Here is a 25441-nt window from a genome sequence, read left to right as displayed (position 1 = left end):
GATAGTTTTCACCTCTTGTTCTTTGAGCAAGAGGTAGTATCTATATGTGAGCAGTTCAAATAAATTCAACACGCCCACGCATTTCTTCCACATCTAACCACTCCCAAATTAAAATCAAGCTGCGTATGATCTCACCAATTGAGCGACTACCCTGACTACAGTAGACAATGCCAGCATGAGTAACACCTGCTTGATGGAAGCGGAGAAAATCTGCATCTTGAGTGAAAATTACTCTACTCTCAGCCAGTGTAAACGCTAGTTGTTGTTCATCTGAGACAGATATTAATCCTTGTTCTGGGGTGGTTGTAACATCAATACCACGACGGCGTAATCCGTCTGCAATGACGTTACTAACATTTTCATCTAGGTGAAATCTAATCTTCCCGGACATCTCGATTGCCTAGTTTTTGCAACAAAAGCGAATGAGTTTGCGCCTGCAACTGTTTAGCAAACTCTTCATCTTCTAGAATTTGTTGCCTTATTTCCTCAAGATGATCGTGATAATATGCCAACGCCGCATACACATCAGCCAAGGTGATGCTGGGATACTGCGATACTATCTCATCTGGTGAAAATCCCAGTCGTTCGTGCCAGATGGCAATATCCTGCACTCGAATCCGATGTCCAGCAATACGCGGTTTACCACTACATACACCAGGCGTGATTTCGATGTGTTCAGAAATAACTGACTCCATAAATAAACCCGCCTTTTAGCCACGACGCTTTACAAATACTCCTATTATGGCTTTTTTGGGGTGTTTATAAGGGTCGTGTGATTGAAAATTACTCCATATTCTACTCACACAACCACCAGAAACGTTTCAAACTTCTCTTCTGGAACAGGTAAGCCATCCTCCTCCAAAGCTGCAACGTAGCCTGAAATTGCCTCCCTGATATTTGAAAGAGCTTCCTCCTTTGTCCTACCTTGGCTGATACATCCCTTAAGGCTTGGGCACCCCACCACCCAATAGCCATCTTCGTCTTTGTAGAGAATTACTTGCCTCATCCTCTGGTTCATGCTGACAAACTATGCACAATTACTTTTAATTCTAGTTACAAAAAAATTTCTAATGAGAGCAAAGCCGATTCCTTAGCCATGCACTATTTTTCTGTTGTGTTGTCTTCAGTCTAACGGTTGAACTCAGCGGACGGGGATAATCTTTGCAACTCAACCATACTAAAACGTTCTGGTGCAGCGCGATTGTTAGATTTCAGCATTTAGCATCTATGCCTGCTTGACAATGCTAATCGATTAATCCTTCTGTTGCATATTAATTTCTCCGATGTTCACCGCATTTGAAAGCTTTAGAATCCACTCAATTGCAGAAATGATATCTGTAAGAGGGATCGGAACTTGCTGCTCAAATCTACCTTCTTCAATATCTGCCATTACTTCTTCTGTAGCGACATTTCCAGGGTTAATAACTGTAACACCAATCTTGTAATCACGTAGAGCTATCTTTAAAGCTTGTGCTGCGCCTCGCAATCCGAATTTTGATGCTGTATTAGCTACCTCGATCGATGCAGCATTATCTAGACCAGATAATGAGCCGATAAATATAGCTCTTGGATTATTCGATCTAACAAGATTTTTGGTGAGTTGTTTAGTTAGTTCAATAGGAGCAATTGTATTTACAGCTATCACATAACGAGTTTCTCGATCAGGACTTTGTATGAAGTTGTATCGCTCCGTAAACGCACCTTCTTCCCACACTCCACCCATAAATAACAGTGCATCCAAGCGAGATTCACCAACACTATCAATAACTGATCGTATCCCTTCTGCTGTGGAAATATCTGCTTGAATCCACTCTCCTGCAACAGGCTGGCTCCTTGAAACAGAAAGCACATACTCACCTTTTTGAGCAAAATGTTGAGCAACAGCTGCACCAATGCCTCGACTGGCTCCTACAACAAGAATTTGCTTTTTCTCTAATTCCATTTCGATATTTCGTAATGATGCTTTGATTGACATCTAACGGCATAGTTGAGCGGCAACCGACCAACGTGAAACGAAGAAGAAGGCTTTGTTCGCTGCTCCAACTTCAATGATCGGGTTTAGTATGGCTAAAATCGCTTCAGCGTCATCGAGTTGAGCGTCTCGAATTAGCAGATCCACTCAATCACCTCCTTGATTAAGAAAGCTTCCTTCGTCAGGAAATATGCTAAACCAAAAATCCTAAACCTTATAATATAACACCCCTAAAACGGAGATCTGTCTAACGTTTCGGGTCAGCGGTTGCTGAGACCTTTGCATCCTACCCAAGCGGCTTTGGTCAATCCGCTGCACCCGAATTGTTAGGTGGCGCGTCAGTCTATCTCTACCATTGCCCAGTCAGCTCGCTTCAAAAGGGCTCCGGCAGGGACGCCCGGCTTCACCCAGACCACTTCGTGGCAACCTCCATCCGGGTCAGCAAATCCGAAACTTAGTAACGAGCCCATATCAGTCACCACACCATTGCCCGCACCCTCTGTGACGACACGCCGACGTAGTTCACGGAACGCCTCCTCGCTTGCCGCATTGAGCGCGAAATGGTCTAGTCGCCCGCGTTGAAACATCGGCTGAGGGTCTGGTGGCTCGACGCCGGTAACCTGGAATGGGTGCAAGACTGTATGGGGGCCGACCTCAATGAAGGTGTGGCGCAGACCATCTTCCTCCAAGTCAACAGTTACCCTTGCCTCAAAGACACGTTCGTAAAATGCGATCAGCCGATCCATATCAGCGGTGATAAACGTCAAGTGTTGGATATCGTTGAGCAGTTTCATGTGCACCTCCAGTTAGATGACTTGTTTCAGCTTTCTTGCTGTTCATCTTCTCCCGATTTACTGTATTAATTAACGCACAATGAGCTATCTTATAATTTTCGCCACAAAAAATCATCTAACGGCAAAATGCAGCGGTTGCAGATAACCTCGAACTTAGCACAGGCGGCGTTCGTCAATCCGCTGCACTGCCGTGTTAGCTGGATGCCGCCACCGATCGCCTCCATGTATCTTAACTATCCCTCTCAACCGATCGCTCTCATTCACGCTGTCATCTCCGATCGCTCAATGGACACTGCGGTTCTGCCGATCGCTCCACCCACTGTCTCAACTGATCGCTTCTGGGACTTGGCGGTTTAGGTCGATCGCCTCATTGACGTGCCTCAGCCGATCGCTCAATGAACTTCTCGGTTCAGGTCGATCGCCTCATCTGCGAGTGCAAGAGTTGTGTGCGGAGCCAGCTAACTATTAATTATGCGGAAACTTTCCGTATATCACACTAAGCAACTTAGGTAGAGAAAGGATTACGAGCATATTATTAATAATATCAAGAAATTTTCTGGATATCGTCAATATTCAACTATATATACAGAATTTTTCCGTATAACCACCTTATTTAGGTTGGATATCTAGAAATTTTCACCGATATTATCTTTATCAGATCATAGATGGAAAAATTCGTATATTCACCTGATTTTGTACGTAAATACAGGTTTTTCAGTATATTAATTGCTGATATCCAGAATTTTTCTGGTATTTCATCCTAAATTCCCCCTCTCTGTTTGCAAAGAGGGGTTAAGAGATTACGCGCTAAAGTACTTCGCTACTGGGTGATAAGCAATAATCGCTGTTGTAGACTGTTCCGGATAAAGCTGCTCACTTTCATCCATATACAAGTTAATCTTGTCAGTTCCCAACAACTCCAGCTGCTTGTACTGATCCTGAATATTCGGACAAGCCGGATATCCAAAACTATACCTTGAGCCACGATATCGCTGTGCCAAAATATCCCGAATATTATCGGGTTCCTCAGCGCTAAAACCCAACTCTTGCCGAATTCTAGCGTGTGTCCACTCAGCCAACGCTTCCGCCACCTGCACGGCTAAACCGTGGAAATACAGGTAATCTGTGTATTTATTATCTGCAAACAGCTTCTGCGCGTACTCCGTGGCAATATGTCCCACCGTCACAGCTTGCATCGGGAAGACATCAATAATTCCCGACTCCTTCGGTGTAAAGAAATCTGCAATACATAGTCTCCTCAAAGACTTCTGCCTGGGAAACTCGAAGGCTGTAACGGGTTGGAGAGACGCGAAATTTGAGGCAGCGCGTTGCGGGGGTTTCCCCCGTTGTAGCGACTGCCGTCGCGTCTCTACATTTTCTGGATTGTAGATGTGCAGTGTATTCCCCTCAGCCTGACAAGGGAAATACCCGTAAATCACCTGTGGATGCAGCAACTTCTCCTCAATAATTCGCTGCTTCCACTCCTCCAAAATGGGATACACCTTCTCATCCAAAAAAGCCTGATACTCTTCCTTTGATTGCTCCTTCGGCTTGCGGAATTGCCACTGCCCTGCAACCAGAGCTTGCAAATCCAAATACCAAAATACTTCCTCTAAAGAAATATCACTAGGCTGTAACAGTTTTGTTCCCCAGAAAGGCGGTGTGGGACGTTCTATATCTACCGCTACTGCTTCCGAACGGCGAGTATCTACTTCCTTGGTTTCGGTAGGTGCTTTTTCCTCAACAGTTTCTGCTTCTGCCACAGGCTTTTTATGTCCATTTTCCGACACTTTGCCATTCTCGGCAAATTCATCCAAAAAGCCGTTGAAATCATCCCATTTCCCAGAAGACTTCGCTGGCATTAATTTATCCATGAAGTGTAAATCTGAGAAAGCATCTTTGCCGTATACTACCTTCCCTTTGTAGGTATTTTGACAATCCTCGTGGACAAATTTGGGAGTCAGCGCCGCACCGCCCAAAATTACGGGAACGGTGATTCCCTTTTCGTTAAACACCTCCAAATTCTCTTTCATGAAGGCGGTAGACTTCACGAGTAAGCCACTCATCGCGATACAATCAGCTTTGTGCTGCTCATATGCCTTAATGATATTTTCCACTGGCTGTTTAATCCCCAGATTTATTACTTTGTAGCCGTTATTGGACAAAATAATATCTACGAGGTTTTTGCCAATGTCGTGAACATCGCCTTTAACTGTGGCAATAATTACTGTACCTTTAGCGTTATTGCCAGCTTCGGATTTTTCCATGAAAGGTTCTAGGTAAGCAACCGCAGCTTTCATGGTTTCTGCTGACTGCAACACAAATGGTAGCTGCATTTGTCCTGAACCGAACAATTCACCCACTACTTTCATTCCATCTAGCAGAAAGGTGTTAATAATGTCCAACGGTTTGTATCTTTCTAATGCTTTTTCCAGGTGTTTTTCTAAACCAATGCGCTCGCCGTCGATGATGTGGCGCTTGAGCATTTCTTCAATGGGGAGATTTTCATCCACACCTTTATCGCGTTTGGTTGTCACCCCTTCAAACATTGTTGTCAGTTCCCCTAAGGGATCGTAAACGCAGACATCACCCTCGAATTTTCGTTGATCGTAAATTAGCTGGCGACAAACTTCTTGATGTTGGGGTTCAATTTTCGACAGCGGTAAAATCTTGCTGGCACTGACAATAGCTGCATCCATTCCCGCCGCGATCGCTTCATGCAAAAACATCGAATTCAAGACGATTCGCGCTGCTGGATTCAAGCCGAAGGAAACGTTGGAAACACCAAGAATAATATGGCATCCGGGCAATTCTTGGTGAATGCGGCGGATTGCTTCAATCGTAGCTTTGCCATTAGCGCGGTCTTCTTCAATACCCGTAGAAATAGGTAGCGCCAATGGATCGAAAAAGATTTCACGGGCTGAAATCCCAGATTCTAGAGCCTGGTGATAGGCGCGTTGAGCAATTTGAAATTTCTTCTCGGCTGTCCGTGCCATTCCGTCCTCGTCAATGGTGCCAACGACTACACCCGCACCGTACTTCTTCGCTAACTCCAACACTTTGAGGAAACGTGGTTCTCCATCTTCGTAGTTGGTGGAGTTCAGAATACACTTACCTCCAGCGACTTTTAAACCCGCCTCCATCTTTTCCCATTCTGTGGAGTCGAGCATCAAAGGTAGTGTCACATTATTAACTAAGCGCGAAACTAGTTCGTGCATATCCCGCACGCCGTCACGCCCCACATAATCCACGTTGACATCGAGAATGTGCGCGCCTTCTTTGACTTGCGATCGCGCCATCGAAACCAGCCCATCCCAATCTTCGGCGTTGAGCAATTCCCGGCACTTTTTGGAACCGCTGGCATTTAACCGTTCGCCGACAATTAAGAAAGAGTTATCTTGCTCGTAAGGTTGAATGCTATAGATTGATGCTGCCGCTGGTTCTATTTGCGGCTTTCTAATTTTTGGCTTTAGGTCTTTTGCGATTTCTGCTAATTGTTGAATGTGTTCTGGACGTGTCCCACAGCAACCCCCAATCACTTGGACACCCAAATCTTCAACAAAGTGCATCAACGCCATTCGCAATTCCATTGGTGTCAGACGGTAGTGTGCTTGTCCGCCGACATTTTCAGGCAAACCCGCATTTGGTATACAGGAAACTACGAAGGGAGAATGTTGACAAAGATACTTAATGTGCGGTTTCATTAAGTCTGGGCCAGTGGCACAGTTCAAACCGAGAATGTCTATCGGGTAAGGTTCTAAAATTGTCAGTACGGCGCTGATTTCCGTACCAACTAACATCGTTCCCATTGTTTCCATTGTGACAGAAACCATCAAGGGACGACGTTCACCTTTTTTAGCAAAGACTTCTTCAATGCCATTCAGCGCTGCTTTAATTTGCAGTACATCTTGACAAGTCTCGACAATGAATAAATCAACACCGCCATCCCAAAGTGCCTCTGCTTGCTCGGCAAAGGCGTCTTTCATTGTATCAAAATCGATGTGTCCCAAGGTTGGCAGTTTGGTTGTCGGCCCCATTGAACCAGCGACAAACCGGGGTTTTTCAGGGGTGGAAAATTCAGCAGCGACACGCTTTGCTAATTCTGCGGCTTTTTTACTGAGGTAGTAAGCTTGATCTGCCAAGTCATATTCTGCTAGAACTATCGACGTACCGCCAAAAGTATCCGTTTCGATGACATCGGCACCCGCAGCAAGAAAATCACTATGAACCTTTGCTACTGCTTCGGGTTTAGTATGAACCAAGAACTCGTTGCAACCTTCATATTCAGAGCCTCCGAAATCTTCAGCAGTGAGATTTTGCCTTTGCAGGTTGGTTCCCATCGCACCATCGAAGACAAGAACTGGGCGATCGGGGCTGTGCAAGCGTTCTAAAAAGGGATGAGTCATATTTTCCAAGCAAATTTGGTAGTCTGGCGAGCTTTGACTTAATTTACTATTTTCCAAAATTTCTAGACTTTGTGACGAGTTTACTAAAAACAAATCTCTAGTAATTTTTGTTGACTAGCTTGAAAGTCGGGAACAGGGTTGGGGGAACAGTAAAAATTCCACTTTCATTCTTGGCAATGAAACTTGTTTCATCGAGACTATCTTGAAAATAAGGCAGTGGTACCCTGCGGGAACGACTACGTCGAACGGCTCCGCTCACCAACCGGGCAGATGGCAGTAACGCAAAGAGGCTACTTACGCTTATTCGCTGTCGCCTCTACCGCAGGTAGGCAGAAGGAAAGATAGTTTTATCCCCTCGTTGTGTGATTTATTACATGATCGTCTAATATCATGTCCGACAAAACAGTACAGTTATGATTACATCTCACACACCAGACGCCCCAAGCGCAGAGAGTTTTCGTGAGTGCTACAACCTAACCGAACAAAGCTTTTGAATGAACCAATACAATGAATCCACTATTTTAAATCAGTCAAACTTCTACAATTTAAGGTTTACTTTATATTGCATCTCTAAATTGTTATGGTTTAAATATTATTTTCTCCTTATAGTATTCTTACTTTTTTGCGCTACGTTCTATTTAACTTGGGTATTTTCACAAGCATATAACCTGTAAAATTACCATTTTTAGAATAGTCTACGCTTCCCTGATACCCACACCTCTAATTAGAGCCAAGCCACTTTTTGTAAGTTTCTCAAATAGCCATAGAAAAACCAATTCCTCACTTTCACCATATTCACCATAATTTAATAGAGATGAAAGTTCTGATTTTTGTTATTAATTTTACAAAAAGAGGATTTATGGGACTCTAGATTTAGAGGAAATTTTAAGGTTATTTTCTGATATTTTTCACATTCGATTGAAACATTTGAAAATAGGTTTTACAGGATGGTGCGTCAACAAATATCGCTGGCATCAGTAGCAACCATATTAGCTTTAGGTACTGCTTCTTCTTCCTCAGCAGTTGCTTTTATTGTTCGTCCTGTACTTGCTCAATCGTCGGGTATTAGTACTTCTTTTCCTGTTCCACAATCTATTCCTGGTGGTACACAAGTGCAGATTGATGGCACAACCAGTATGGAAAAGATTAATCAGGCACTTGCAGAACAGTTTAAAGCTAAGTTTCCAGGTACAGATGTAAATATTAATTACAACGGAACAGATGCATCTGTACAAGCTTTACGGGATGGAAAGATTGATTTGGCTGCGATCGCTCGTTCGTTAACTGAGGCAGAGAAAGCCCAAGGACTTGCAAATATTCCTATTGCCCGTAACAAAATTGCTGTCATTGTCGGAAAGGACAACCCGTTTAAAAATAGCCTCACTTCTGAACAGTTTGCTAAAATCTTTCGGGGTGAAATTACTAATTGGTCGCAAGTTGGGGGATCTCCTCAAGCAATTCGCTTAATTGATCGCCCAGAAGATAGTGAATTGCGGCAAGCACTTCAGAATTATCCCGTTTTTCAGAAAGCTCCATTTAAAACAGGTGCAAATGCCGTCAAAGTAACAAAAGACAGTACCGAAGCGGTGATTGAAAAACTAGGAACAGATGGCATTAGCTATGCGATCGCCAATCAGGCTATTAACAACCCTAATGTCCAAATTGTTCCGCTACACAATGTTCCTCCCACCGATCCCCGTTATCCATTCTCCCAGCCCTTGGGATATGCTTACCAAAAAACCGATCCTAGTCCTGCGGCAACAGCATTTTTAGGCTATGCAACCGCTCCCGAAAATAAGCAAATTGTTGAAGGGGCTACGGCTGCGATCGCTGCTCCCGAAGCAACAACTCCACCTACAACCGAAACAACAACTCCACCTACAACCACTCCCGCCACCACAGCCACAACAGAATCTCAACGTGAATTTCCATGGTGGTGGTTGCTGCTAATTCCGTTACTGGGTGGTTTGCTGTGGTGGTTGAGTCGGCGCACTACTGCTCCCGCTTCCACTCATACTCCGGTTGCAACACCTGTTCCTACTCCTGCCACTACTCCTAAAAGTCGTATTATCCTCACGCCCCGAACTTGCAAGAATGCTTATGCCTATTGGGAAGTTCCAAATCAGGTAAAAGCAGATTTGCAAAAACAAGGTGGACATAAATTGAAACTGCGTCTACACGACGTTACCGATATAGACATGGATCGCCAAACACCACACAGCACAAAGGAGTTTGATTGCGATCCACGGGCACAAGATCTGCATATTCCTATTGCAACAGACAACCGCGATTACATTGCTGAACTGGGGTATGACACTTACAGCGATCGCTGGCTGACAATTGCTCGTTCCGCTCCCGTGCGAGTTCCTGCCTGTCAGCCTAGTGGTGGCGTTCCTACCGTAGCAGCAGCTAATTCTTTGGTGAGCGATCGCTCGCTAACAACAGACGAAAGTCGTTTGATCATGGTGCCTCGCAACTCCAAAGATGCTTATGCTTATTGGGAAGTTTCAGAAGCACGCAAGGCAGAACTGCGACGCCAGGGTGGACAAAAGTTGGCGCTTCGTGTTTACGATACAACAGGCATCGATTTAGAACAACAGCCTGCTCATAGAGTTCGGGAAATAGAATGTGATGAACAGACATCCGATTTGCACATTCCCATTGCCGAGAGCGATCGCGACTACGTTGCAGAATTAGGTTATCTCACAGCCAATGGGCGCTGGTTAAAACTTGCTCGTTCAGTTCCTGTCAAAGTTCCCTATACTTTCTCACAGGATAGTACAGCCAGACTTTCCAACGATGGAGCCAACTCTGAACGGGTTGAGAATATATCCAAGGCAACGACTAACATAGCTGGAGACATAGCAAATCAAGTCGGCGGAACAATTGCAGGAGGTACTGCCGCAGTTGTAGGAATCGGAGAAGCCGCTCGATCATTTGTAGATAGAGGACAGTCTAATCGTGGTGACGATGTTTGGCAACAAGCAGCGGTTCATCTACGCACAGATGATACTCAACCAGCGATGAAGGACGACTGCCGAATTATCTTGGTGCCTCGTAACTCCAGAGATGCTTACGCTTATTGGGAAGTTGCAGATGAATACAAAGCAGCTGCGCGCCAGCAAGGCGGGCGCAGACTTGTGTTACGAGTTCATGATGTAACAAATCTTGACATTGATAATCAACCACCCCATAGTACTCACGAGTATGGATGTGATGAGCGCGATCAAGACAAGCATATTCCCATTCAAGTTAGCGATCGCGACTACATTACAGAACTCGGTTATTACACAGATGATAATCGTTGGTTAAGGATTATTCGCTCCTTCCACGTTCGCGTGCCATCAGATAGGGGCGCTTGAAGAGGACATGGGGACACCCAGAAACAGGGACACGGGGAATGCAAAGGAAAATTTCTCCCACTCTTGGGCAGACACAAGGCACTGCCCCTACTCTCCACTCTTGTTTTCCTCTTCTTCCCAACCACCAATCCCCGATACCCAATCCCCAATTATCAATTTTAAAGTGAGGAGATTAAACATGGGACTTTTCTTTGATGTTCTCAGTGCAATTAACAATCCCAATCAACAGGGAAGCGTTAATCAACTAGAGTCAATCATGAACTCGATTCAGCAATTGGCAACCAATCGAGGCATTCAGCCATCTCAAATGCAAAGTGCAATGTCAGTGTTAGGCAATATACTTCGTCCCACACTACAAAAGCAGCAGTCAGCTTTAGGTGGCAGTCAGTTACAGAATCTCATTAATCAAGCTGCCAATGCTGGTATAAATACATTCGGACAAGAATCTTTGCTCTCACCTCAGTTACAGCAACAAATAGTTCAAGCAGTTTCTCAAAAAACAGGATTAAGTCCCAATCTGATTCAAGCTGCTTTGCCAAGTTTAACTTCGGCTATGTTGGGTTTTTTGAATATGGGTGCTACTAAACCTGGCATTCAAGGCTCAAATCCGATTTTGAATACTTTTCTAGATAGTGATCGCGATGGCGACACAGATTTGGGCGATGTTCTCAAATTTGCCAATCGTTTTATTAATCCATCGGCTGTCTCGTGATTGGAGGATATAAGTAGCCTTCATAAATTGCGTACATTAAAAGGGTACTGGGTACTGGTGACTAGGTATTAGGAATGAAGAAATCTTAGTACCTAATCCCCTTTTTAGATACGTAGCTGCAAATTGAGTTTTAGCGATCGCTTCTTCTGCCAATGCCTTATCTATTAAGATGCTCTGAATCTAGCCCGCGCAGGCGGGCTTAGTTCTTATAGCCTATTAGGGAACAACAGGTTGTTAAAGATGCGATCGCTTTTGGAGGTTCAGTTACAGTTCAACAAGCTGGAAGAGTCACAGGAGATGCTGTGGCTTTTGGTGGGGATGTAGTTCTCAGAGAGAGGGCGCGTGTAGAGGGGGATGCAGTCGCATTTGGTGGAGCAGTCATTCAAGCCCAAGGAGCCAGGATTGGTGGTGATATTGTCACAGGCTTCAGGGGTAGTAGAAGGGGGGTAGATTTCTTAAGAAGATGGGGAATTGTTGGTATCCTCTTTGCCAGTATTATTTTCTATTTATTTTTGATGTTAGCGATCGCAGTTGTTGGCATTTTGCTTATGCTTTTGTTGCCCAATGTCTTGCAATCGATTGCGGCAATCATTAACCAGTATCCACTCAAAAGTGGATTGTGGGGATTGGGAAGTATCGCTGCCCTGATTTTGCTAACCGTTTTACTAGTGGGAAGTTTGTTCGGAAACCTGCTCATACCATTAGTTAATTTAATAGTGATGGTAGCTGGGTTATTGAGTGCGATTAGTATGAGTCTGCTGATTGGGAAAAAGATATTAACAGCCCCTAGTAGATTACCTATGCAACAATTTCTCGTCGGCATCCTAATTTTAGGGTTAATTGGTCTGATTCCCATCGTCGGAGGACTATTCTTTTTCGCTGTTGCTATCTTTGGTTTTGGTGCTATTCTGTTATGGCTATTGGGGAAAGTGCAACCGCCAATCGTCGGACAAACTCACGATCAAGTTGGTAACTAAGGGCAGTAGAAAACTAATTGATTATTTCCTATACCAATCCCTTGAATGTGAGGAGTTATTGAACTTGGTAAGCTATTGGGATTATTAGGCGATCGCATTATGGGTATGACAACTTGTTAAAATAAGCACACCTTAAAAATTATTCTTCTATTAATACAAGCATAAATATATTTAATTTTGTGGAATCTCAAAAGATTTTCTTGAGATTCTTTCAGTATTTTTACGCCAGTTATTAAGTCTTTAAAAAATTATACTAGTACTGAGAAATATACAGATTACGTCTGATAGCCCTATGGAAATCTGGGGCTATACAGACAAAACCCGCATAGGTGGGTTGCAAAGCCTTGATTTTTTCTACTGGATTACTAAATATGGCATCAAAAAATACTAGTGTAAAGGCTAGAGAAGCCCAAACTCAAACTCGTCTTCTGTTAGCTCTATGGGATTTGGGGGGAACAAAGCAGGAAATTAAGAAAGGCGAACTTACTAAGCGAGTTGTACAAAAGGGCAAGAAGGCAGCAGATTATCAAGGCATCTTTGAGAACTTGGAGAAAAAAGGAGCGATCGCTGTCTCTAAAAAAGGGTATTCTCTTGTATCTCCTAAGGGTTTGGATGTATTGGGTGAAGGCTTAAAAAGTTCTGATTTTAAGTTTGAAGGGACTATTGTAGGAACTTGGGCGGCTAATGCGTTGTTGAAGTGGATTAGTCAGGTAAATGGCACGGTAGTTAGTGCAGCTACATCGGTTAACGGTGTAAAAAGTACCGTGAAATCTTATCAGGATTTTGAGAAAGTCACATTGAGAGTCTATGACAGATTAAACAGTGACTACAACCTGAATCATTTAGTGCCGATATATCGAATTCGTCGGGAAATAGGCGATCGTGTTAGTCGTTCCGATTTCAAGAAATGGTTACTGGAAATGCAGGCTAACGATATTTTGCAACTGCAAGGCGGCAGTGTAGAAGACAGCGCACCAGACAAAATTGAAGATTCCATAACTACAGAACTCGATGGATTACGCTGCTACGCCAAACTGTTAAAAGTCTAAAATTTTCCTTCTCAGTCATTGAGGTTGCAAAAATATGGCAGATACCAGATGTTCAATTGATGAATTAATTAGAAATAAAAATCCATTCGCTGGACATATTGTTGTTAGAGCGGCACAAATATGGGGTAAAAGTTTTCCTGATGTGCCTTCAATTAATTGTCACGCCTCCAATGCTGTGTTTGATGCAGTGGAGAAAGTCCGTAAAGGGCAGCGTGAAACTGTCAGCATTACAATTACTGCCGAAAAAGGATTAGGAAAAAGCCATATTATTAGTCGGATTCGTCATCGCTTGCAGGCAGAAAATAGTGCTTTATTTATATACATGAGCAAGTATGACAACTTAAATCAGATTCATTACCAATTTTTGCAAACTGTCACTGCCAGCCTCAGAGCATTCAGAATTCAAAATGTAATGCAATGGCAAGAAATAGCGGCAGCTTTACTTAATGAAACTAGTAAATGGAACTACACTCCACAGCAATATATTAGTAGTATATACCCTAATTGGTTAAGTAGATATTCTACAAAAATCGTTGATAAATTAACAGAAGTTGTTATACAAGCAAAACCGGAAATTACAAATCCTTACTTAGTAAAAGCGATTTTATGGACACTATCTTCTGTCCACGCTAATTATGCAAACTACTGGTTATCCGGATTGGAACTAACCCCAGCACAAGCTGAAGTCATGGGATTACCAAATCCTAAAACAGAAGATAGAGAAGCTGAAGCATTAAAATTTGTTCGCCAAATTCTAGAATTAACTAGTGACTATAGAATTCCGGTTATTTGCTTTGACGAACTAGATATTGTAGATATGGCTGATAACGGTTTTACAGCACCACAGGTTGTTGCTAGTTTAGCAAAAGATTTATATAACAATCTCAAACGTGGTGTTTTATTGTTAGCAATGTATCCTGATACTTGGAATTACCAAATTAGGAGTTTGCCACAGGCTGAAGCAGTGATTGATAGATTAGTAAGTGAACAATCTGATAGACAGCCAATTGTACTGAAATATTTAAACTCTGATGATGTTGTTGCCGTTGTTAATCAATGGCTAAAAGAGTTTTATGAAGAAAATCAACAAACTCCAACACATTCTCTATACCCATTTAATGAAGATAAGCTTAGAGAACTTGGTAAAAGTAAACCTACTATTAGAGCACTTCTAAAGTGGTGTGCTGAAAATTTTGTTGTGTCTGAACTCAATGTATCTGGAAAACCTTCTAAAAAAGAAACACATTCTGTTGAGCCATACTTTCAGCAAGAATTAGCAAATGTAGAGGCTTCTATAGATGCACTGTTAGACGATGAGGTAGCAATTGCTAAAGCACTTCGGTTAGCATTCAATAGCTTAATTGGAGAAACAGTAGAAAAAGTTTCCATTGAAGCTGTTGAAGAAGTTAAGGCTAGTTCAGCAGATCAAGGCTATATAGATTTTAAAATAATTGGTAATAAAGGAAAAGTAAAAATAGGGGTAGATACCATACAGCAAACTGGCGGTAGGTATGTAGGAGCTGCTTTAAAACGTTTAATTGAGTATAAAAAGTTTGATATTACACGCGGTTGCTTAGTACGCTCAAAGCAAATAAATTCCGGTGCAGCAGTAGCAAAAGACTGTTTGAAAAAACTTCTGCAAGAAAAAGGAGGAGAGTGGGTAAAGTTGCAAAGTCAAGACATTAAACCTCTCTTAGCTATTTCTTTTGTTTATAACTGTGAGAGTTATGAACTCACGAAAGAAGAAGTCTTTGATTTTATCAAGCAAAACAAACTAGCAATTAATAACGCTCTAATTAGAGAAATTTTGAGCGATCCTTGTGGGCAAGAACCTGATAATTTAACTGATGACGATTTGCCAATGAGAATTCCTCAAAGTCTTTCTGATTCCACTGATGACATTGACATAAACCTAGCTACGGTTTCCTGAAATGAGTCAGATGGTTTCCATTTCAACTGCACTATGTCTACCTGCTCCTGATATTGAAGCATTAGTACAAGGAAGAACAATTGCTGCTTTACCCAAGATGTTTATCCGCACTGGGCAGCAATTTGCTCTTTATCCCACAGACTCTTTAAATATTCCACTTTCAGTTGAGCAATACTACCGTTTAAGTTTCTTGCCTATTGCTAGCAGTGCGATCGCAAATTTAAATTCTCAAGGTATTTTGCTACAACCCAAGCAAATAAGCTTGTTACCAGATAAAGAACAGTTACAGCTTCCCCTGTTAACCTCTGAGACAGTTTCAATTCAAGCTTGGGCAAAGTGTGAATTATGCCAAATTATCAACAACGCTGAATCATTAACTACTTTATCATCGCTAACGATTTGGACACAAGAAGCTTTACAGGAAGTACTTGCACAAAGACAAAATATCTTTTTAGCTTACCTACGAATTTATCAGTTGCCAAAAGCAGTTGATGTCTCAGTAACGAGAAATAGCCAGTTTGTTGCTTTACCACAGCCTTTAACTGTTTTAGAAGCAAACCCACTTTTAAGCGATCGCATCTTTGCTCAACGCAAACATCAACTAGAAACTTTACAACCTCCACCCCATCCTGAATTAGAAGAATTGCAAAGTGCTTTAGCTTCCCTTGCGATTACTAATTCAGCTGCTAAACAATTAGAAGAGGATATTAAAGTATTTTTGGGTTGGAGTCATAAATCACTTATTCTAAAAGTAGATCCAGATTTAGCTTGGATAAATGAGATTGGAGAATTGGGCGATCGCAGTATAGAGTTAGAAGATAAAAAAAGCAATTATCAAGCTGGTACGGATTTTGAAAACATCACACGTCGTAGTCTGGAGTTTTTAGGATTCAAAGTTGAAGAGGCTTACAAAGGCGGTGCTGGAGGTTTAGATTTATTTTGTTCACAACCTTATCCTCTGGTTTGTGAGTGTAAAGCAGGTAAACTGATTCCTAGTCGTACTGTTGAAGAATTACTAAAGCTAGGTGGTATGCACTTAGGTAAAGTTCAATTCTTGAATTCAGCTAAGTTAGTAATTGGCCCTGGTCATCCATCTTCTGATACGTTGAAAGCATCTAAAGAATGGGAAGTTAGTATTATTAATGCTATGACTCTGCAAAAATTAGTGAAATTGAAGGCACAATATCCTGGTGCTATAAACTTATTTGAATTGAAAGAATATTTAGAATCTGGACAAATTGATTACAGACTCGATGAATATATTCAGAAAACAGAGAAAGAAATTGCTTTGCGAGCGTACCTTGTCCAGCTTGTGAAAAATTATTTGGAAAGCACAGGTTTAGAAAAAGCAGGAGTTGATGCGTTGCATGGTGCTTATTTTGGATCAAAGCCACCACAACCACTCAAGATAGAAGAAATGCACGAAATTCTCATTGAACTTTCATCACCCTTAACAGGCTACTTAGGACGAATTAAAGGCAGTGATTGGAAGAGCGATCGCTTTTATTTCCTCCGTGATTTACTAATAACTAATATCTCCTAATTTACTCCTTAAAAACTTTGGGAACATTAGTATTTGTAGCTTGAAAATATTCCTGCTTTTCAAACCCAAAAGTATTAGCTACCACCGAGTTGGGAAAACTTTGAATTTTTTGATTGTAAACTTGCACTGCTTGGTTATAGCGCATTCGCTCTACGGCGAGGCGATTTTCAGTACCGGTTAACTCATACTGAAGATTGATAAACAATTGGCTAGATTGCAATTGGGGATTAGCAGCGGCATAATTGCGGAAGCGATCAATAGCTTGATTAATTTGTATAGTCGCGGCAGCTTTTTCATTGGGAGTGTCTGCTTGCAAATAAGCTTGACGCGATCGCTCCAATAAAGAAACTAATTCTTTTTCCTGTTTGGCATAAGCTTGGGTGACATTCACAAGGTTGGGAATTAAATCAGCACGGCGCTGGAGTTGATTTTCTACTTGTGCCCAAGCTGCTTCAACTCTGGAGTTACTGCTTTGGATGGAATTATAAGTCCAACCGATCCAAACAGCTAATGCAGTTACTATCCCTGCACCAATAATCAACAATCTTTGACGCAGATGCGCTAGCCGTTGTTGTTTTTCTTGCTGTTGTCGGTGTCTTGCCTCCACATCTCGGATGGCTTGCTCAATAAACTCGGCAGGAATATCTACTTCTTTTCCTGCGGCTACCAATTCAGAAGGCGAGTAACTTTGGGTGCGATCGGCATAGTAGCGCGAGGCTAACTCTAGCACCTCTGGGGCAATATCTTCGGGAATTCTCTTTTCTGGATTATTCATAGCATTACTTACCAACTACCGCCAGCACCACCACCACCGCTACTGCCACCGCCAAAGCTACCACCACCGCCCCCACTAAAGCCACCGCCACTATAGCCGCCCCAGGTACTGGGAGGAGGAGGCGGAGGAGGCGGGGGCAGGCGAGGAATTATTTCTTCTTTTTGATGGTGATAAGCACAACTATGACACTCATCAGTAATTAGTCGTCTTCCAGAATTGTACTGTGTAGCTGGTCTAACAATCTGCTCGGTGCGGGTAACAGTTAATTCTTGGCAGTGAGGACATTTCTTGAACCGAGATGAATGAGACTCTTGAGCAACAATGTGGAAACCACTACCAGTTAGCTTATGGCTGCAATTAGGACATCTCCAACCCTCAAATCTGACACTACCTAATTTTTGTGCTATTTTTTCTGGTTTGCTCAGATGTGATTCGAGTGTGGTTGCGTCTACTTTTTCCATCGGCTGTTGGCAATTAGCACAGACAAAAGTATAATTGCCGTCGAGTTTGCGACTACGCCCTTCGGGGGCAATCAAGATTTTTTGAGGGCGTCGTCTGAGAAAAGCCGCACTTGTGATCGCTAATACTAAGATTCCACCTCCAGCTACAAATCCCCATAAAATAGGGGGATCTGTCGTTGTATCTACATTAGTTGAGCTATTTTCACGATTTGGATCTGTTGGTTGGTTTGCAGACGATGAGCGATCGCCCTCTAAAATAAGTACCAGTGCTTTTGTTCCTGCCAGCGTACCACCTTCAAAGTCTCCTTTTTTGAAGCGGGGAATGATTTGGGTATCGATAATATTGCCCACTTTCGCATCGGGCAAAATCGCTTCAACACCGTAACCAGTCTCAATTTCGACACGGCGATCGCCCACTGAAATCAAGAGTAAGACGCCGTTATCTTGTCCTTTTTTGCCAATTCTCCAATCATTAAACAATTCGGTGGCAAATTTTTTGACAGAAGCACTAGGAGTTGTTTGTGGCACAGTTACCACGGCTATTTCCGTGCCGTTTTTTGCTTCCAACTGAGATATTATCTGGTTGATCTGGGCTTCTGTCTGTTGGCTGAGGATACCTGCCATATCACTTACCCAACCGCCGTCTTGCTGCCGGGGATTGGGAACTTCTTGAACAGACACAGCCAGACTAGAAAGGGGAGAAAAAAATATGGCAGAGGAAAATAAACTTACCAAAAAAAAGCGTTTTGGTTTTAGTACATTACATTTCATTACTTTAGCCTCCAGCCGATTACTTTCTGGAGTGCATTTTGAGTGCGATCGGCTTGGTTTTGTGGGTTTGTCTCCTGAGAACTGCTTGATGAACACAGCCAACTTCAATCCTCAATATTTGACTACTCAATCACAAAGGTTGTTTCAATATAAGCTTGATATTGTGTTGAATCTGTTGTGTTTTGCCATTTCGTGAATCAATGTGTACGCGATGCCAATTTAATTTTGCCAGCACCTTTACAAGCCACAATCATTTTTAAGCATAACTTATTAACGATGCATACTTGTGAAGGTGAGTTGATTTAGAATCTAACAAGCTTTATTAAAATTTCTGTGTTAAGGTTAGGCTATCGAGAATTATTTTCGGCTATGTGATTGACCTTGCAAACACCTTCCGAATCTAAATCTCTACATCCTAATTGGATTTGGGAGATGTTTTATGTCAATCTATGTCGGTAATATATCCAATCAAGTTGAAGAAGCTGACCTCAAACAGGTGTTTTCAGAATATGGATCGGTTAAAAGAGTGCGAGTACCTGTGAACCGGGAAACTGGTGAAAAGAGAGGATTCGCTTTTGTAGAAATGGGAACAGATGCTGAAGAAGCAGCAGCAATTGAAGGGCTGTTAGGTATTGAATGGATGGGGCGTAGCCTCAAAGTTAATAAAGCTATTACCAGAGTAGACAAAGATTCGTCATGCCGTTTTTAATGTGCCTATAGCGTTGGCAGCACTTAATATTCTGTTGAGTGTGTGCCACGCTTTCCTCCTACTGAAAAAATCTCACTCTTATAATCGTACTGTAAAGAACTGACAGCTTCAGAGCAATTCACAACTTTGGGTGACTCCAATGCTTAATACACAATTAGTGTATGAGGGGGTTATGGATTTACCTAAGAATTTAAATGTTTTTTCGAGCGATCGCCTCTTATATAATCCCCATTCATAACAAGTTGTACTTTATTTAACGGGTTGCATATTCCCGTGAGGTTTATATGAATCGTGAAATTCCTACAGTTGTCTCACCCAACTTTGCTCGTTTTGTAGCTTCAGAACTAGAGCCAAATTCATTAAGCAAAAAAGACATAATTAAATGCTTGAAAGCTTTGGGAATGAAAAATCCAGAGATTTTAAACCTGAAGTGGAAAGAAGAATTGTGGAAATTACTGCAAACAGCCGCTAAATTGCCACCGCTATCTTTAGTTAAACCTGCAACCTCTAAATACCAATTGAAAGTTCACGCTCAGAACTGAACTCTAAACTTAATTGCAAGCCAAAAAGTTGACAGGATAGGTTTCTTTCAACGCTACTGAGGTTCAATAGTTTTTCCCGCCAGGGTGCCGCCTTCAAAATCTTTTTGTTTGAAGCGGGGAATAATTTGGGTATTGATAATGTTACCTACTTTTGCATCTGGCAAAATTGCTTCTACACCATAACCAGTCTCAATCTCTACGCGGCGATCGCCTACTGAAATCAAGAATAAGATGCCGTTATCTTGTCCTTTTTTGCCAATTCCCCAATAATTGAATAACTCAGTTGCAAATTTTTTTGGGGATGCAGCAGGGGCAGTTTCTGGCACAGTCACCACTGCCATTTCCGTGCCATTTTTGGCTTCTAACTGAGATATTATCTGGTTGATTTGGGTTTCTGTTTTATCGCTAAGGATATCTGCCATATCAGTTACCCAACCACCATACTCATTGCGCGGGTTCGGAACTTCTTGAACAGTCACAGCCAAGCTAGAAAGGGGAGAAATAAATATAACAGAGGCAAATAAACTTACCAAAAAAATACGTTTTGATTTTAGGAAATTAAATTTCATTGTTTTCACCTCCAGCAGTCAAATTTCTGGAGTGTGTTTAAGCTTTGTAGGGTGGGCACTGTCTAATTTTCCTTAAACCCTTTTTTACGTTGGAGCAGTGCCTACTTTCCAGTTTTAGGACTTAGGCAGCAGTAAGGAAAAACAAACCACAAAGAACACAAAGAACACAAAGCAATTTTTGTAGGGTGGGCACTGTCTAATTTTCCTTAAACCCTTTTTTACGTTGGGGCAGTGCCTACTTTCCAGTTTTAGGACTTAGGCAGCAGTAAGGAAAAACAAACCACAAAGAACACAAAGAACACAAAGCAATTTTTGTAGGGTGGGCAGTGTCTAATTTTTCTTAAACCCTTTTTTTACGTTGGAGCAGTGCCTACATTACAGTTATCTCTGAAAGCTTTTTATCTACTAAATAATTCCTTAATTATTTGACTAAAGAATCACAGAGGCTGTTTCAATATCCCTCTAATTCTATTATCTAATTTTTAGAGATAAATAGTAAGTAAAATAATTATTTTTGAACAAATTTAATGAATTGAAGAAGAAGTCAGAATTTATTCTGGCTCCTGGCTTCTGTCTTCTAACTTCAAATGCGATCGCTCCACTCTAGGTGTAAGCTAATTGTCTAATAAGTTTAGGCGTAATGTAAGCGGAGTAAAATATGGTAGCCTATTATGACTCCATAGCCCAGCAGTATAAAAAATCCAAAGAATTGCCGTTTCGCCTACATATTGAGGCATATACATATTTTAATTTACTTGGTGATTTGACTGAAAAGACAGTCCTAGACTTGGCTTGCGGAGAAGGATTCTACACTAGACAATTCAAACGAAACGGTGCTGCACGGGTAGTAGGGGTAGAAATTTCTGAAAAAATGCTTGAACTGGCAATACAGGAAGAAGCCAGAGAACCGCAAGACATTGAATATATACTTGGTAATGTACTTGAACTTGGTAAGATTGGTAGCTTTGATTTGGTGGTAGCTTCCTATCTACTGAATTATTGCCAAACAAAAGAACAACTGCTCAAAGTTTGCCAGAACATATTTACCAACTTGAAGCCGGGGGGACGTTTTGTAACTATTAACAATAATGGCGAACAACCACCTGCATCCTATCTCTTCACGGAAAAGTATGGATTTATCAAAAGCATAGACGAATTACTTCAGGAAGGTACGCCCATAAAATACACAGTTTATGCTGATGAGCAGAAATTCAGCTTTGATAACTATTACCTCAGCACAGCCATCCATGAATGGGCATTCCGAAGTGCAGGTTTCAAAGAGGTTCGCTGGCAAAAACCGAAAGTTTCTCCTGAAGGGGTAGAGGAATTTGGGCAAGAGTTTTGGCAGGATTTTCTGGAATATGCACCTATCCTTGCTATTGAATGTCGGTGATTTTCTGCCACACAAATTTTGGTGTAGAGACGCGACACATCGCGTCTCTACTCAGAGAACAGATTTTTGTCAGGTGGGCATTGCTTAGATTTGGCTCAAAATCTTATTTTGACGTTACGGGCAATGCCCACCCTACGGTTCGGCAATTAAGGGTGATTTACGTTATACAAATAGTAATGAGGAATCGTCGTCAAAAACGTAACGCCCTGCGTCAATCTCTTGCGGTATTCCGCTATAGTGGGCGAGCGATCGCTTTAGTTTGGACTACTAGCCGTGCCCTAACTATTAATCTTGCGATTTTAACTTTAGTAGCTGGTCTTTTACCAGCAGCTGTAGCCTACATTGGTAAATTAATTGTCGATGCAGTAATTCTAGCTTCCCAAAATCAAGTTGATAGCTATCGTCCCTTGCTATATGTGGGATTAGAAGCCACTGCTGTCGCCTTACTCACTGGTAGCCAAAGAGGATTAACAGTTTGTCAGTCGCTGTTACGGGTGTTACTAGGACAACGGGTGAATGAACTAATCTTACAAAAGGCAATGAGTCTAGAACTTACGCAGTTTGAAGACTCAGAATTTTACGATAAAATGACCAATGCCCGACGAGAAGCTTCCATTCGTCCCCTCTCGCTAGTAAACCGCACCTTTGGTTTGGTACAAAGTGCCCTTTCGCTTCTTACTTACGGAGCTTTGTTGGTGCAATTTTCGATTTGGGCAGTAGTGGTATTAATTTTGGCAGCAATGCCCGCATTTGTTGCGGAAACCAAATTTGCGGGGGAAGCTTTTCGCTTATTTCGCTGGCGTGCGCCGGAAACCCGTCAGCAGCACTATTTAGAAACGTTGATTGCCAGAGAAGACTTCGCCAAAGAAGTGAAACTCTACCAACTCGGTGAAATGTTGCTGGAACGTTACCGCGACATCTTCTATCAACTTTATGACGAAGACCGCAACTTAACAATCCGGCGGGGGCAGTGGGGATATTTGCTAAGTTTGTTGAGTACTGCCGCTTTTTACGTAGCATACGCTTGGATTGTGATAGAAACTGTGGCGGGGAGAATTTCTTTAGGAGATATGACGATGTATCTCACTGTCTTCCGCCAAGGGCAAACTACCTTTTCCGGTATGCTGACTTCCATTGGGGGAATGTATGAGGACAATCTTTATCTTTCCAACCTTTATGAATTTCTAGAAGAGGAAGTACCAAAACCACAGGGGAAAGCAACCAAAGGCATCAATTCTAAAGATGGCATTCGCTTTGAGAACGTTACATTTACTTATCCAGGAAGTTTGCAACCAGCCTTGAAAAATATTTCTTTCCACCTCAAACCAGGAGATAAATTAGCCATTGTTGGTGAAAACGGTTCTGGTAAGACTACTTTAATTAAACTCTTAACTAGACTATACAATCCTGATTCCGGACGCATCCGCCTTGAGGGTTTGGATTTACAAGAATGGGATGTGGATGTATTGCGACGTCGCATCGGCGTAATTTTTCAGAACTTTGTTCGTTACCAATTTACGGTAGGAGAGAATATCGGTGTGGGTGATGTGGAACGCATCGAAGATAAGGAACTTTGGGAAATTGCTGCCGAAAAGGGTATGGCACAACCTTTTATTGAAAAATTGCCCGCAGGTTTTAGTACTCAGTTAGGTAAATGGTTCAAGGGCGGGCAAGAACTTTCGGGAGGACAATGGCAGAAAATTGCCCTTGCTCGTGCTTTTATGCGGGCTAACGCAGATATCTTGGTTTTAGATGAACCAACATCAGCGATGGATGCTCAAGCTGAATATGAAATTTTCAATCACTTTCGCACTTTAACGAAAAATCAGATGGTGATTTTAATTTCTCACCGTTTTTCTACTGTGCGAATGGCTGACAAAATTCTGGTGATTGAAGCCGGGGAAGTTGTAGAAGAGGGAACTCATGAGGAGTTGTTGCAGGCGAAAGGCAGATATGCGAGGTTATTTTATTTGCAAGCGGCGGGGTATCAGTAATTACTCCAGCAAATCAAACCCCTTCTCACCTTTTAATTTCCGATCAAATGTTGCTATTGTCGTACATCCAGATTGTTGAGCGATCGCACCGATTAAATAGTCTGAGAAATCCGCATTTCCCTGCTTAAACCGCTGCAATGCTTGATAGACTAAAGACTGATTTTCAAATTCAAAACTTGAACATTGCAGCATCATTTCTAGAGTATTGCTAATTTCTCCCCTGCTAAAGTGATAAGGTTTTCCTCGCAAAACCCAGACTAATTCACAAAGGACTATATTAGCAACAAAACATTGCTCTCCTGCTTCAATAATCTCACTCGCTTGTTGCCACTGCTTTTCATCATCTTTTGTCAGGTAGCGAACTAAAATGTTTGTATCAACTCCAATCACTTGCACCGTCTCTGATAGCTTCTTCTATTTCCTCTAATGTTGCGGCAGTCATACCCGGACGATGCAAGATTCCAGATAAACTTTTCAGAGGGACATTCAGTGGAATAAGTTTCACTGTCCCATCTTCATCAATAACAAAATCAACCTTGCTACCTGCGTCAAGATGGAGATAGTCTCTAATTTCTTTTGGAATAGTTACTTGTCCTTTTGTGGTGATGGTAGCACTAGCCATTACTCACATTCCTTACATAATTTCCTTACCTGAGTATAACGTCTATTACCGTTTTATCGTCTTTCTGTTTTCTAGATTATGAAGTAGTAGTGGCGTGACACAACTAAAGTGATGCGTTACGACGGATTGTTAAATTCAAATAATATTAAAGGTTATAGCCGTCTAACGCATCCTACGTTAATGCACCTTTTTAGCTGTGTCAGTCCAGTAGGGTGGGTTAGGCACACGATAAAACTCGATTTTTAAATGCTGAAACGATGTTTGTGCCGTAACCCACCACTTCTTGTAGGTGCGTTACACTACACCAATCATTACAGGATAAATAATTTTCTCGTAGAAGGAGAGTAAATACTCGTTAGCGAGGTTCTGATACTCATCGATGAGGTTCAAAGACTCGTTCATCTATCTCAAACATTCGCCAGCGAAGCTCAAAGACTCGTTCATCTAACTCAAATACTCGTCAGCGAAACTTCAATACTCGTTCATCTAACTCAAATACTCGTCAGCGAAACTTCAATACTCGTTCATCTATCTCAAATACTCGTCAGCGAAGCTCAAAGACTCGTTCATCTATCTCAAACCCTCGCCAGCGAAGCTCAAAGACTCGTTAATCTACCTCAAACACTCGTCAGCGAAGCTTAAATACTCGTTCATCTACCTCAAACACTCGCCAGCGAAGCTTAAATACTCGTTCACGAGATTTTGAGACTCATTAATGAAGCCAAAATACTCTTCATTAAAGCTTACAGCGATTTTCTGTAAGGTGGGCATTGCTCACCACTATCTAAAATATTTACTACATAGGCTTTGATGGGCAATGCCCACCCTACTGGCTACTGGCTACTTCTTAATGAAGCTTA

24 protein-coding genes are annotated in these 25441 nt (G+C 42.0%); 13 read left to right on the top strand and 11 right to left on the bottom strand.

Annotation, left to right across the window (positions count from 1 at the left end):
* Nucleotides 1-55 precede the first annotated feature (55 nt).
* The 5 genes from UYC_RS0134360 to UYC_RS0134335 all read right to left on the bottom strand — a co-directional run bounded on the left by UYC_RS0134360 (nt 56) and on the right by UYC_RS0134335 (nt 2766).
* The gene (locus tag UYC_RS0134360) at nt 56-391 is read right to left on the bottom strand and encodes a DUF5615 family PIN-like protein (protein ID WP_016876126.1); all 336 of its coding nucleotides are present in this window, start codon (nt 389-391) and stop codon (nt 56-58) included.
* Entirely contained in the window at nt 375-695 is a 321-nt protein-coding gene (locus UYC_RS0134355; protein WP_016876125.1) for a DUF433 domain-containing protein, read from the bottom strand. Before UYC_RS0134355 ends, UYC_RS0134360 begins: the two co-directional genes overlap by 17 nt.
* 104 nt (nt 696-799) lie before the next feature.
* Nucleotides 800-1018 carry a type II toxin-antitoxin system HicB family antitoxin gene (locus UYC_RS0134350; RefSeq protein ID WP_039751577.1) on the bottom strand — a complete coding sequence of 73 codons (219 nt, stop codon included), beginning with the start codon at nt 1016-1018 and terminating at the stop codon, nt 800-802.
* Nucleotides 1019-1252: 234 nt separating this feature from the next.
* A complete protein-coding gene (locus tag UYC_RS0134345; RefSeq protein ID WP_016876123.1) occupies nt 1253-1975 on the bottom strand; it encodes an SDR family NAD(P)-dependent oxidoreductase in 723 nt (240 codons plus the stop codon).
* A 335-nt stretch (nt 1976-2310) separates the two neighbouring features.
* Nucleotides 2311-2766 (bottom strand): VOC family protein, encoded by a 456-nt coding sequence (locus UYC_RS0134335; protein WP_016876121.1) that lies wholly within the window; start codon nt 2764-2766, stop codon nt 2311-2313.
* Between the two features lie 126 nt (nt 2767-2892).
* Here UYC_RS0134335 and UYC_RS38475 point away from each other — a divergent pair, with 126 nt between their 5' ends.
* Nucleotides 2893-3123, top strand: coding sequence for a hypothetical protein (locus UYC_RS38475; RefSeq protein ID WP_127011337.1), 231 nt, complete (start codon nt 2893-2895; stop codon nt 3121-3123).
* A gap of 443 nt (nt 3124-3566) precedes the next feature.
* On the opposite strand, the gene metH is transcribed toward UYC_RS38475, so the two are convergent.
* Nucleotides 3567-7172, bottom strand: a complete 3606-nt coding sequence (metH, locus tag UYC_RS0134330) for a methionine synthase (RefSeq protein ID WP_016876120.1) — start codon at nt 7170-7172, stop codon at nt 3567-3569.
* A 183-nt stretch (nt 7173-7355) separates the two neighbouring features.
* Here metH and UYC_RS38470 point away from each other — a divergent pair, with 183 nt between their 5' ends.
* The 7 genes from UYC_RS38470 to UYC_RS0134295 all read left to right on the top strand — a co-directional run bounded on the left by UYC_RS38470 (nt 7356) and on the right by UYC_RS0134295 (nt 16745).
* On the top strand, nt 7356-7517 hold the full coding sequence (locus tag UYC_RS38470) for a hypothetical protein (protein ID WP_157171303.1): 162 nt from the start codon (nt 7356-7358) through the stop codon (nt 7515-7517).
* A 602-nt stretch (nt 7518-8119) separates the two neighbouring features.
* On the top strand, nt 8120-10534 hold the full coding sequence (locus UYC_RS0134325) for a DUF4912 domain-containing protein (protein WP_016876119.1): 2415 nt from the start codon (nt 8120-8122) through the stop codon (nt 10532-10534).
* A 178-nt stretch (nt 10535-10712) separates the two neighbouring features.
* Nucleotides 10713-11246: a hypothetical protein gene (locus UYC_RS0134315; RefSeq protein ID WP_016876117.1), complete on the top strand. Its 534-nt coding sequence runs from the start codon at nt 10713-10715 to the stop codon at nt 11244-11246.
* A gap of 302 nt (nt 11247-11548) precedes the next feature.
* Nucleotides 11549-12223, top strand: coding sequence for a DUF8173 domain-containing protein (locus UYC_RS0134310; protein WP_016876116.1), 675 nt, complete (start codon nt 11549-11551; stop codon nt 12221-12223).
* A 371-nt stretch (nt 12224-12594) separates the two neighbouring features.
* The gene (locus UYC_RS0134305) at nt 12595-13272 is read left to right on the top strand and encodes a hypothetical protein (RefSeq protein WP_026087558.1); all 678 of its coding nucleotides are present in this window, start codon (nt 12595-12597) and stop codon (nt 13270-13272) included.
* A 34-nt stretch (nt 13273-13306) separates the two neighbouring features.
* Nucleotides 13307-15202, top strand: a complete 1896-nt coding sequence (locus UYC_RS0134300) for a hypothetical protein (RefSeq protein ID WP_016876114.1) — start codon at nt 13307-13309, stop codon at nt 15200-15202.
* 1 nt (nt 15203) lies between these two features.
* The gene (locus UYC_RS0134295) at nt 15204-16745 is read left to right on the top strand and encodes a DUF1802 family protein (RefSeq protein WP_392407637.1); all 1542 of its coding nucleotides are present in this window, start codon (nt 15204-15206) and stop codon (nt 16743-16745) included.
* Between the two features lies 1 nt (nt 16746).
* On the opposite strand, the gene UYC_RS0134290 is transcribed toward UYC_RS0134295, so the two are convergent.
* Together UYC_RS0134290 and UYC_RS0134285 are read right to left on the bottom strand one after the other, a co-directional pair.
* Nucleotides 16747-17520, bottom strand: a complete 774-nt coding sequence (locus tag UYC_RS0134290) for a LemA family protein (RefSeq protein WP_016876112.1) — start codon at nt 17518-17520, stop codon at nt 16747-16749.
* Between the two features lie 8 nt (nt 17521-17528).
* Nucleotides 17529-18662, bottom strand: coding sequence for a TPM domain-containing protein (locus tag UYC_RS0134285; protein WP_016876111.1), 1134 nt, complete (start codon nt 18660-18662; stop codon nt 17529-17531).
* Nucleotides 18663-18690: 28 nt separating this feature from the next.
* On the opposite strand from UYC_RS0134285, the gene UYC_RS0134280 reads away from it, so the two are divergent.
* From UYC_RS0134280 to UYC_RS0134270, 3 genes are all read left to right on the top strand, one after another.
* Nucleotides 18691-18948 (top strand): hypothetical protein, encoded by a 258-nt coding sequence (locus UYC_RS0134280; protein WP_016876110.1) that lies wholly within the window; start codon nt 18691-18693, stop codon nt 18946-18948.
* Between the two features lie 243 nt (nt 18949-19191).
* The gene (locus tag UYC_RS0134275; RefSeq protein WP_016876108.1) at nt 19192-19461 is read left to right on the top strand and encodes an RNA recognition motif domain-containing protein; all 270 of its coding nucleotides are present in this window, start codon (nt 19192-19194) and stop codon (nt 19459-19461) included.
* A gap of 284 nt (nt 19462-19745) precedes the next feature.
* Nucleotides 19746-20003 carry a hypothetical protein gene (locus tag UYC_RS0134270; RefSeq protein ID WP_016876107.1) on the top strand — a complete coding sequence of 86 codons (258 nt, stop codon included), beginning with the start codon at nt 19746-19748 and terminating at the stop codon, nt 20001-20003.
* Nucleotides 20004-20056: 53 nt separating this feature from the next.
* On the opposite strand, the gene UYC_RS0134265 is transcribed toward UYC_RS0134270, so the two are convergent.
* Nucleotides 20057-20572 carry a TPM domain-containing protein gene (locus UYC_RS0134265; RefSeq protein ID WP_016876106.1) on the bottom strand — a complete coding sequence of 172 codons (516 nt, stop codon included), beginning with the start codon at nt 20570-20572 and terminating at the stop codon, nt 20057-20059.
* A 658-nt stretch (nt 20573-21230) separates the two neighbouring features.
* Between UYC_RS0134265 and UYC_RS0134260 the strand changes: the two genes are divergently transcribed.
* Nucleotides 21231-21965 carry a class I SAM-dependent methyltransferase gene (locus UYC_RS0134260; RefSeq protein ID WP_016876105.1) on the top strand — a complete coding sequence of 245 codons (735 nt, stop codon included), beginning with the start codon at nt 21231-21233 and terminating at the stop codon, nt 21963-21965.
* A 176-nt stretch (nt 21966-22141) separates the two neighbouring features.
* Nucleotides 22142-23959 (top strand): ABC transporter ATP-binding protein, encoded by a 1818-nt coding sequence (locus UYC_RS0134255; protein ID WP_016876104.1) that lies wholly within the window; start codon nt 22142-22144, stop codon nt 23957-23959.
* Here UYC_RS0134255 and UYC_RS0134250 read toward each other — a convergent pair whose 3' ends face one another.
* Together UYC_RS0134250 and UYC_RS0134245 are read right to left on the bottom strand one after the other, a co-directional pair.
* Nucleotides 23960-24349, bottom strand: a complete 390-nt coding sequence (locus UYC_RS0134250) for a PIN domain-containing protein (RefSeq protein WP_026087556.1) — start codon at nt 24347-24349, stop codon at nt 23960-23962.
* Nucleotides 24336-24581, bottom strand: coding sequence for an AbrB/MazE/SpoVT family DNA-binding domain-containing protein (locus UYC_RS0134245; RefSeq protein ID WP_016876102.1), 246 nt, complete (start codon nt 24579-24581; stop codon nt 24336-24338). The genes UYC_RS0134250 and UYC_RS0134245 overlap by 14 nt, the downstream gene beginning before the upstream one ends.
* Between the last annotated feature and the right edge of the window lie 860 nt (nt 24582-25441).

Origin of the sequence: Chlorogloeopsis fritschii PCC 6912, from assembly GCF_000317285.1 — a bacterium.
Classification (GTDB): Bacteria; Cyanobacteriota; Cyanobacteriia; order Cyanobacteriales; family Nostocaceae; genus Chlorogloeopsis; species Chlorogloeopsis fritschii.
This window is presented reverse-complemented; position numbering and strand designations above follow the sequence as displayed.

What these genes read in the sequence shown, in the direction of transcription:
- UYC_RS0134295 (WP_392407637.1), top strand. Translation starts at nt 15,204, where the DNA reads ATGAGTCAGATGGTTTCCATTTCAACTGCACTATGTCTACCTGCTCCT.
- UYC_RS0134335 (WP_016876121.1), bottom strand. Translation starts at nt 2,766, where the DNA reads ATGAAACTGCTCAACGATATCCAACACTTGACGTTTATCACCGCTGAT.
- UYC_RS0134325 (WP_016876119.1), top strand. Translation starts at nt 8,120, where the DNA reads ATGGTGCGTCAACAAATATCGCTGGCATCAGTAGCAACCATATTAGCT.
- UYC_RS0134350 (WP_039751577.1), bottom strand. Translation starts at nt 1,018, where the DNA reads ATGAACCAGAGGATGAGGCAAGTAATTCTCTACAAAGACGAAGATGGC.
- UYC_RS0134360 (WP_016876126.1), bottom strand. Translation starts at nt 391, where the DNA reads ATGTCCGGGAAGATTAGATTTCACCTAGATGAAAATGTTAGTAACGTC.
- UYC_RS0134280 (WP_016876110.1), top strand. Translation starts at nt 18,691, where the DNA reads ATGGCAGAGGAAAATAAACTTACCAAAAAAAAGCGTTTTGGTTTTAGT.
- UYC_RS0134345 (WP_016876123.1), bottom strand. Translation starts at nt 1,975, where the DNA reads ATGTCAATCAAAGCATCATTACGAAATATCGAAATGGAATTAGAGAAA.
- UYC_RS0134260 (WP_016876105.1), top strand. Translation starts at nt 21,231, where the DNA reads ATGGTAGCCTATTATGACTCCATAGCCCAGCAGTATAAAAAATCCAAA.
- metH (WP_016876120.1), bottom strand. Translation starts at nt 7,172, where the DNA reads ATGACTCATCCCTTTTTAGAACGCTTGCACAGCCCCGATCGCCCAGTT.
- UYC_RS0134270 (WP_016876107.1), top strand. Translation starts at nt 19,746, where the DNA reads ATGAATCGTGAAATTCCTACAGTTGTCTCACCCAACTTTGCTCGTTTT.
- UYC_RS0134355 (WP_016876125.1), bottom strand. Translation starts at nt 695, where the DNA reads ATGGAGTCAGTTATTTCTGAACACATCGAAATCACGCCTGGTGTATGT.
- UYC_RS0134290 (WP_016876112.1), bottom strand. Translation starts at nt 17,520, where the DNA reads ATGAATAATCCAGAAAAGAGAATTCCCGAAGATATTGCCCCAGAGGTG.
- UYC_RS0134265 (WP_016876106.1), bottom strand. Translation starts at nt 20,572, where the DNA reads ATGAAATTTAATTTCCTAAAATCAAAACGTATTTTTTTGGTAAGTTTA.
- UYC_RS0134245 (WP_016876102.1), bottom strand. Translation starts at nt 24,581, where the DNA reads ATGGCTAGTGCTACCATCACCACAAAAGGACAAGTAACTATTCCAAAA.
- UYC_RS0134255 (WP_016876104.1), top strand. Translation starts at nt 22,142, where the DNA reads ATGAGGAATCGTCGTCAAAAACGTAACGCCCTGCGTCAATCTCTTGCG.
- UYC_RS0134315 (WP_016876117.1), top strand. Translation starts at nt 10,713, where the DNA reads ATGGGACTTTTCTTTGATGTTCTCAGTGCAATTAACAATCCCAATCAA.
- UYC_RS38475 (WP_127011337.1), top strand. Translation starts at nt 2,893, where the DNA reads ATGCAGCGGTTGCAGATAACCTCGAACTTAGCACAGGCGGCGTTCGTC.
- UYC_RS0134300 (WP_016876114.1), top strand. Translation starts at nt 13,307, where the DNA reads ATGGCAGATACCAGATGTTCAATTGATGAATTAATTAGAAATAAAAAT.
- UYC_RS0134305 (WP_026087558.1), top strand. Translation starts at nt 12,595, where the DNA reads ATGGCATCAAAAAATACTAGTGTAAAGGCTAGAGAAGCCCAAACTCAA.
- UYC_RS0134275 (WP_016876108.1), top strand. Translation starts at nt 19,192, where the DNA reads ATGTCAATCTATGTCGGTAATATATCCAATCAAGTTGAAGAAGCTGAC.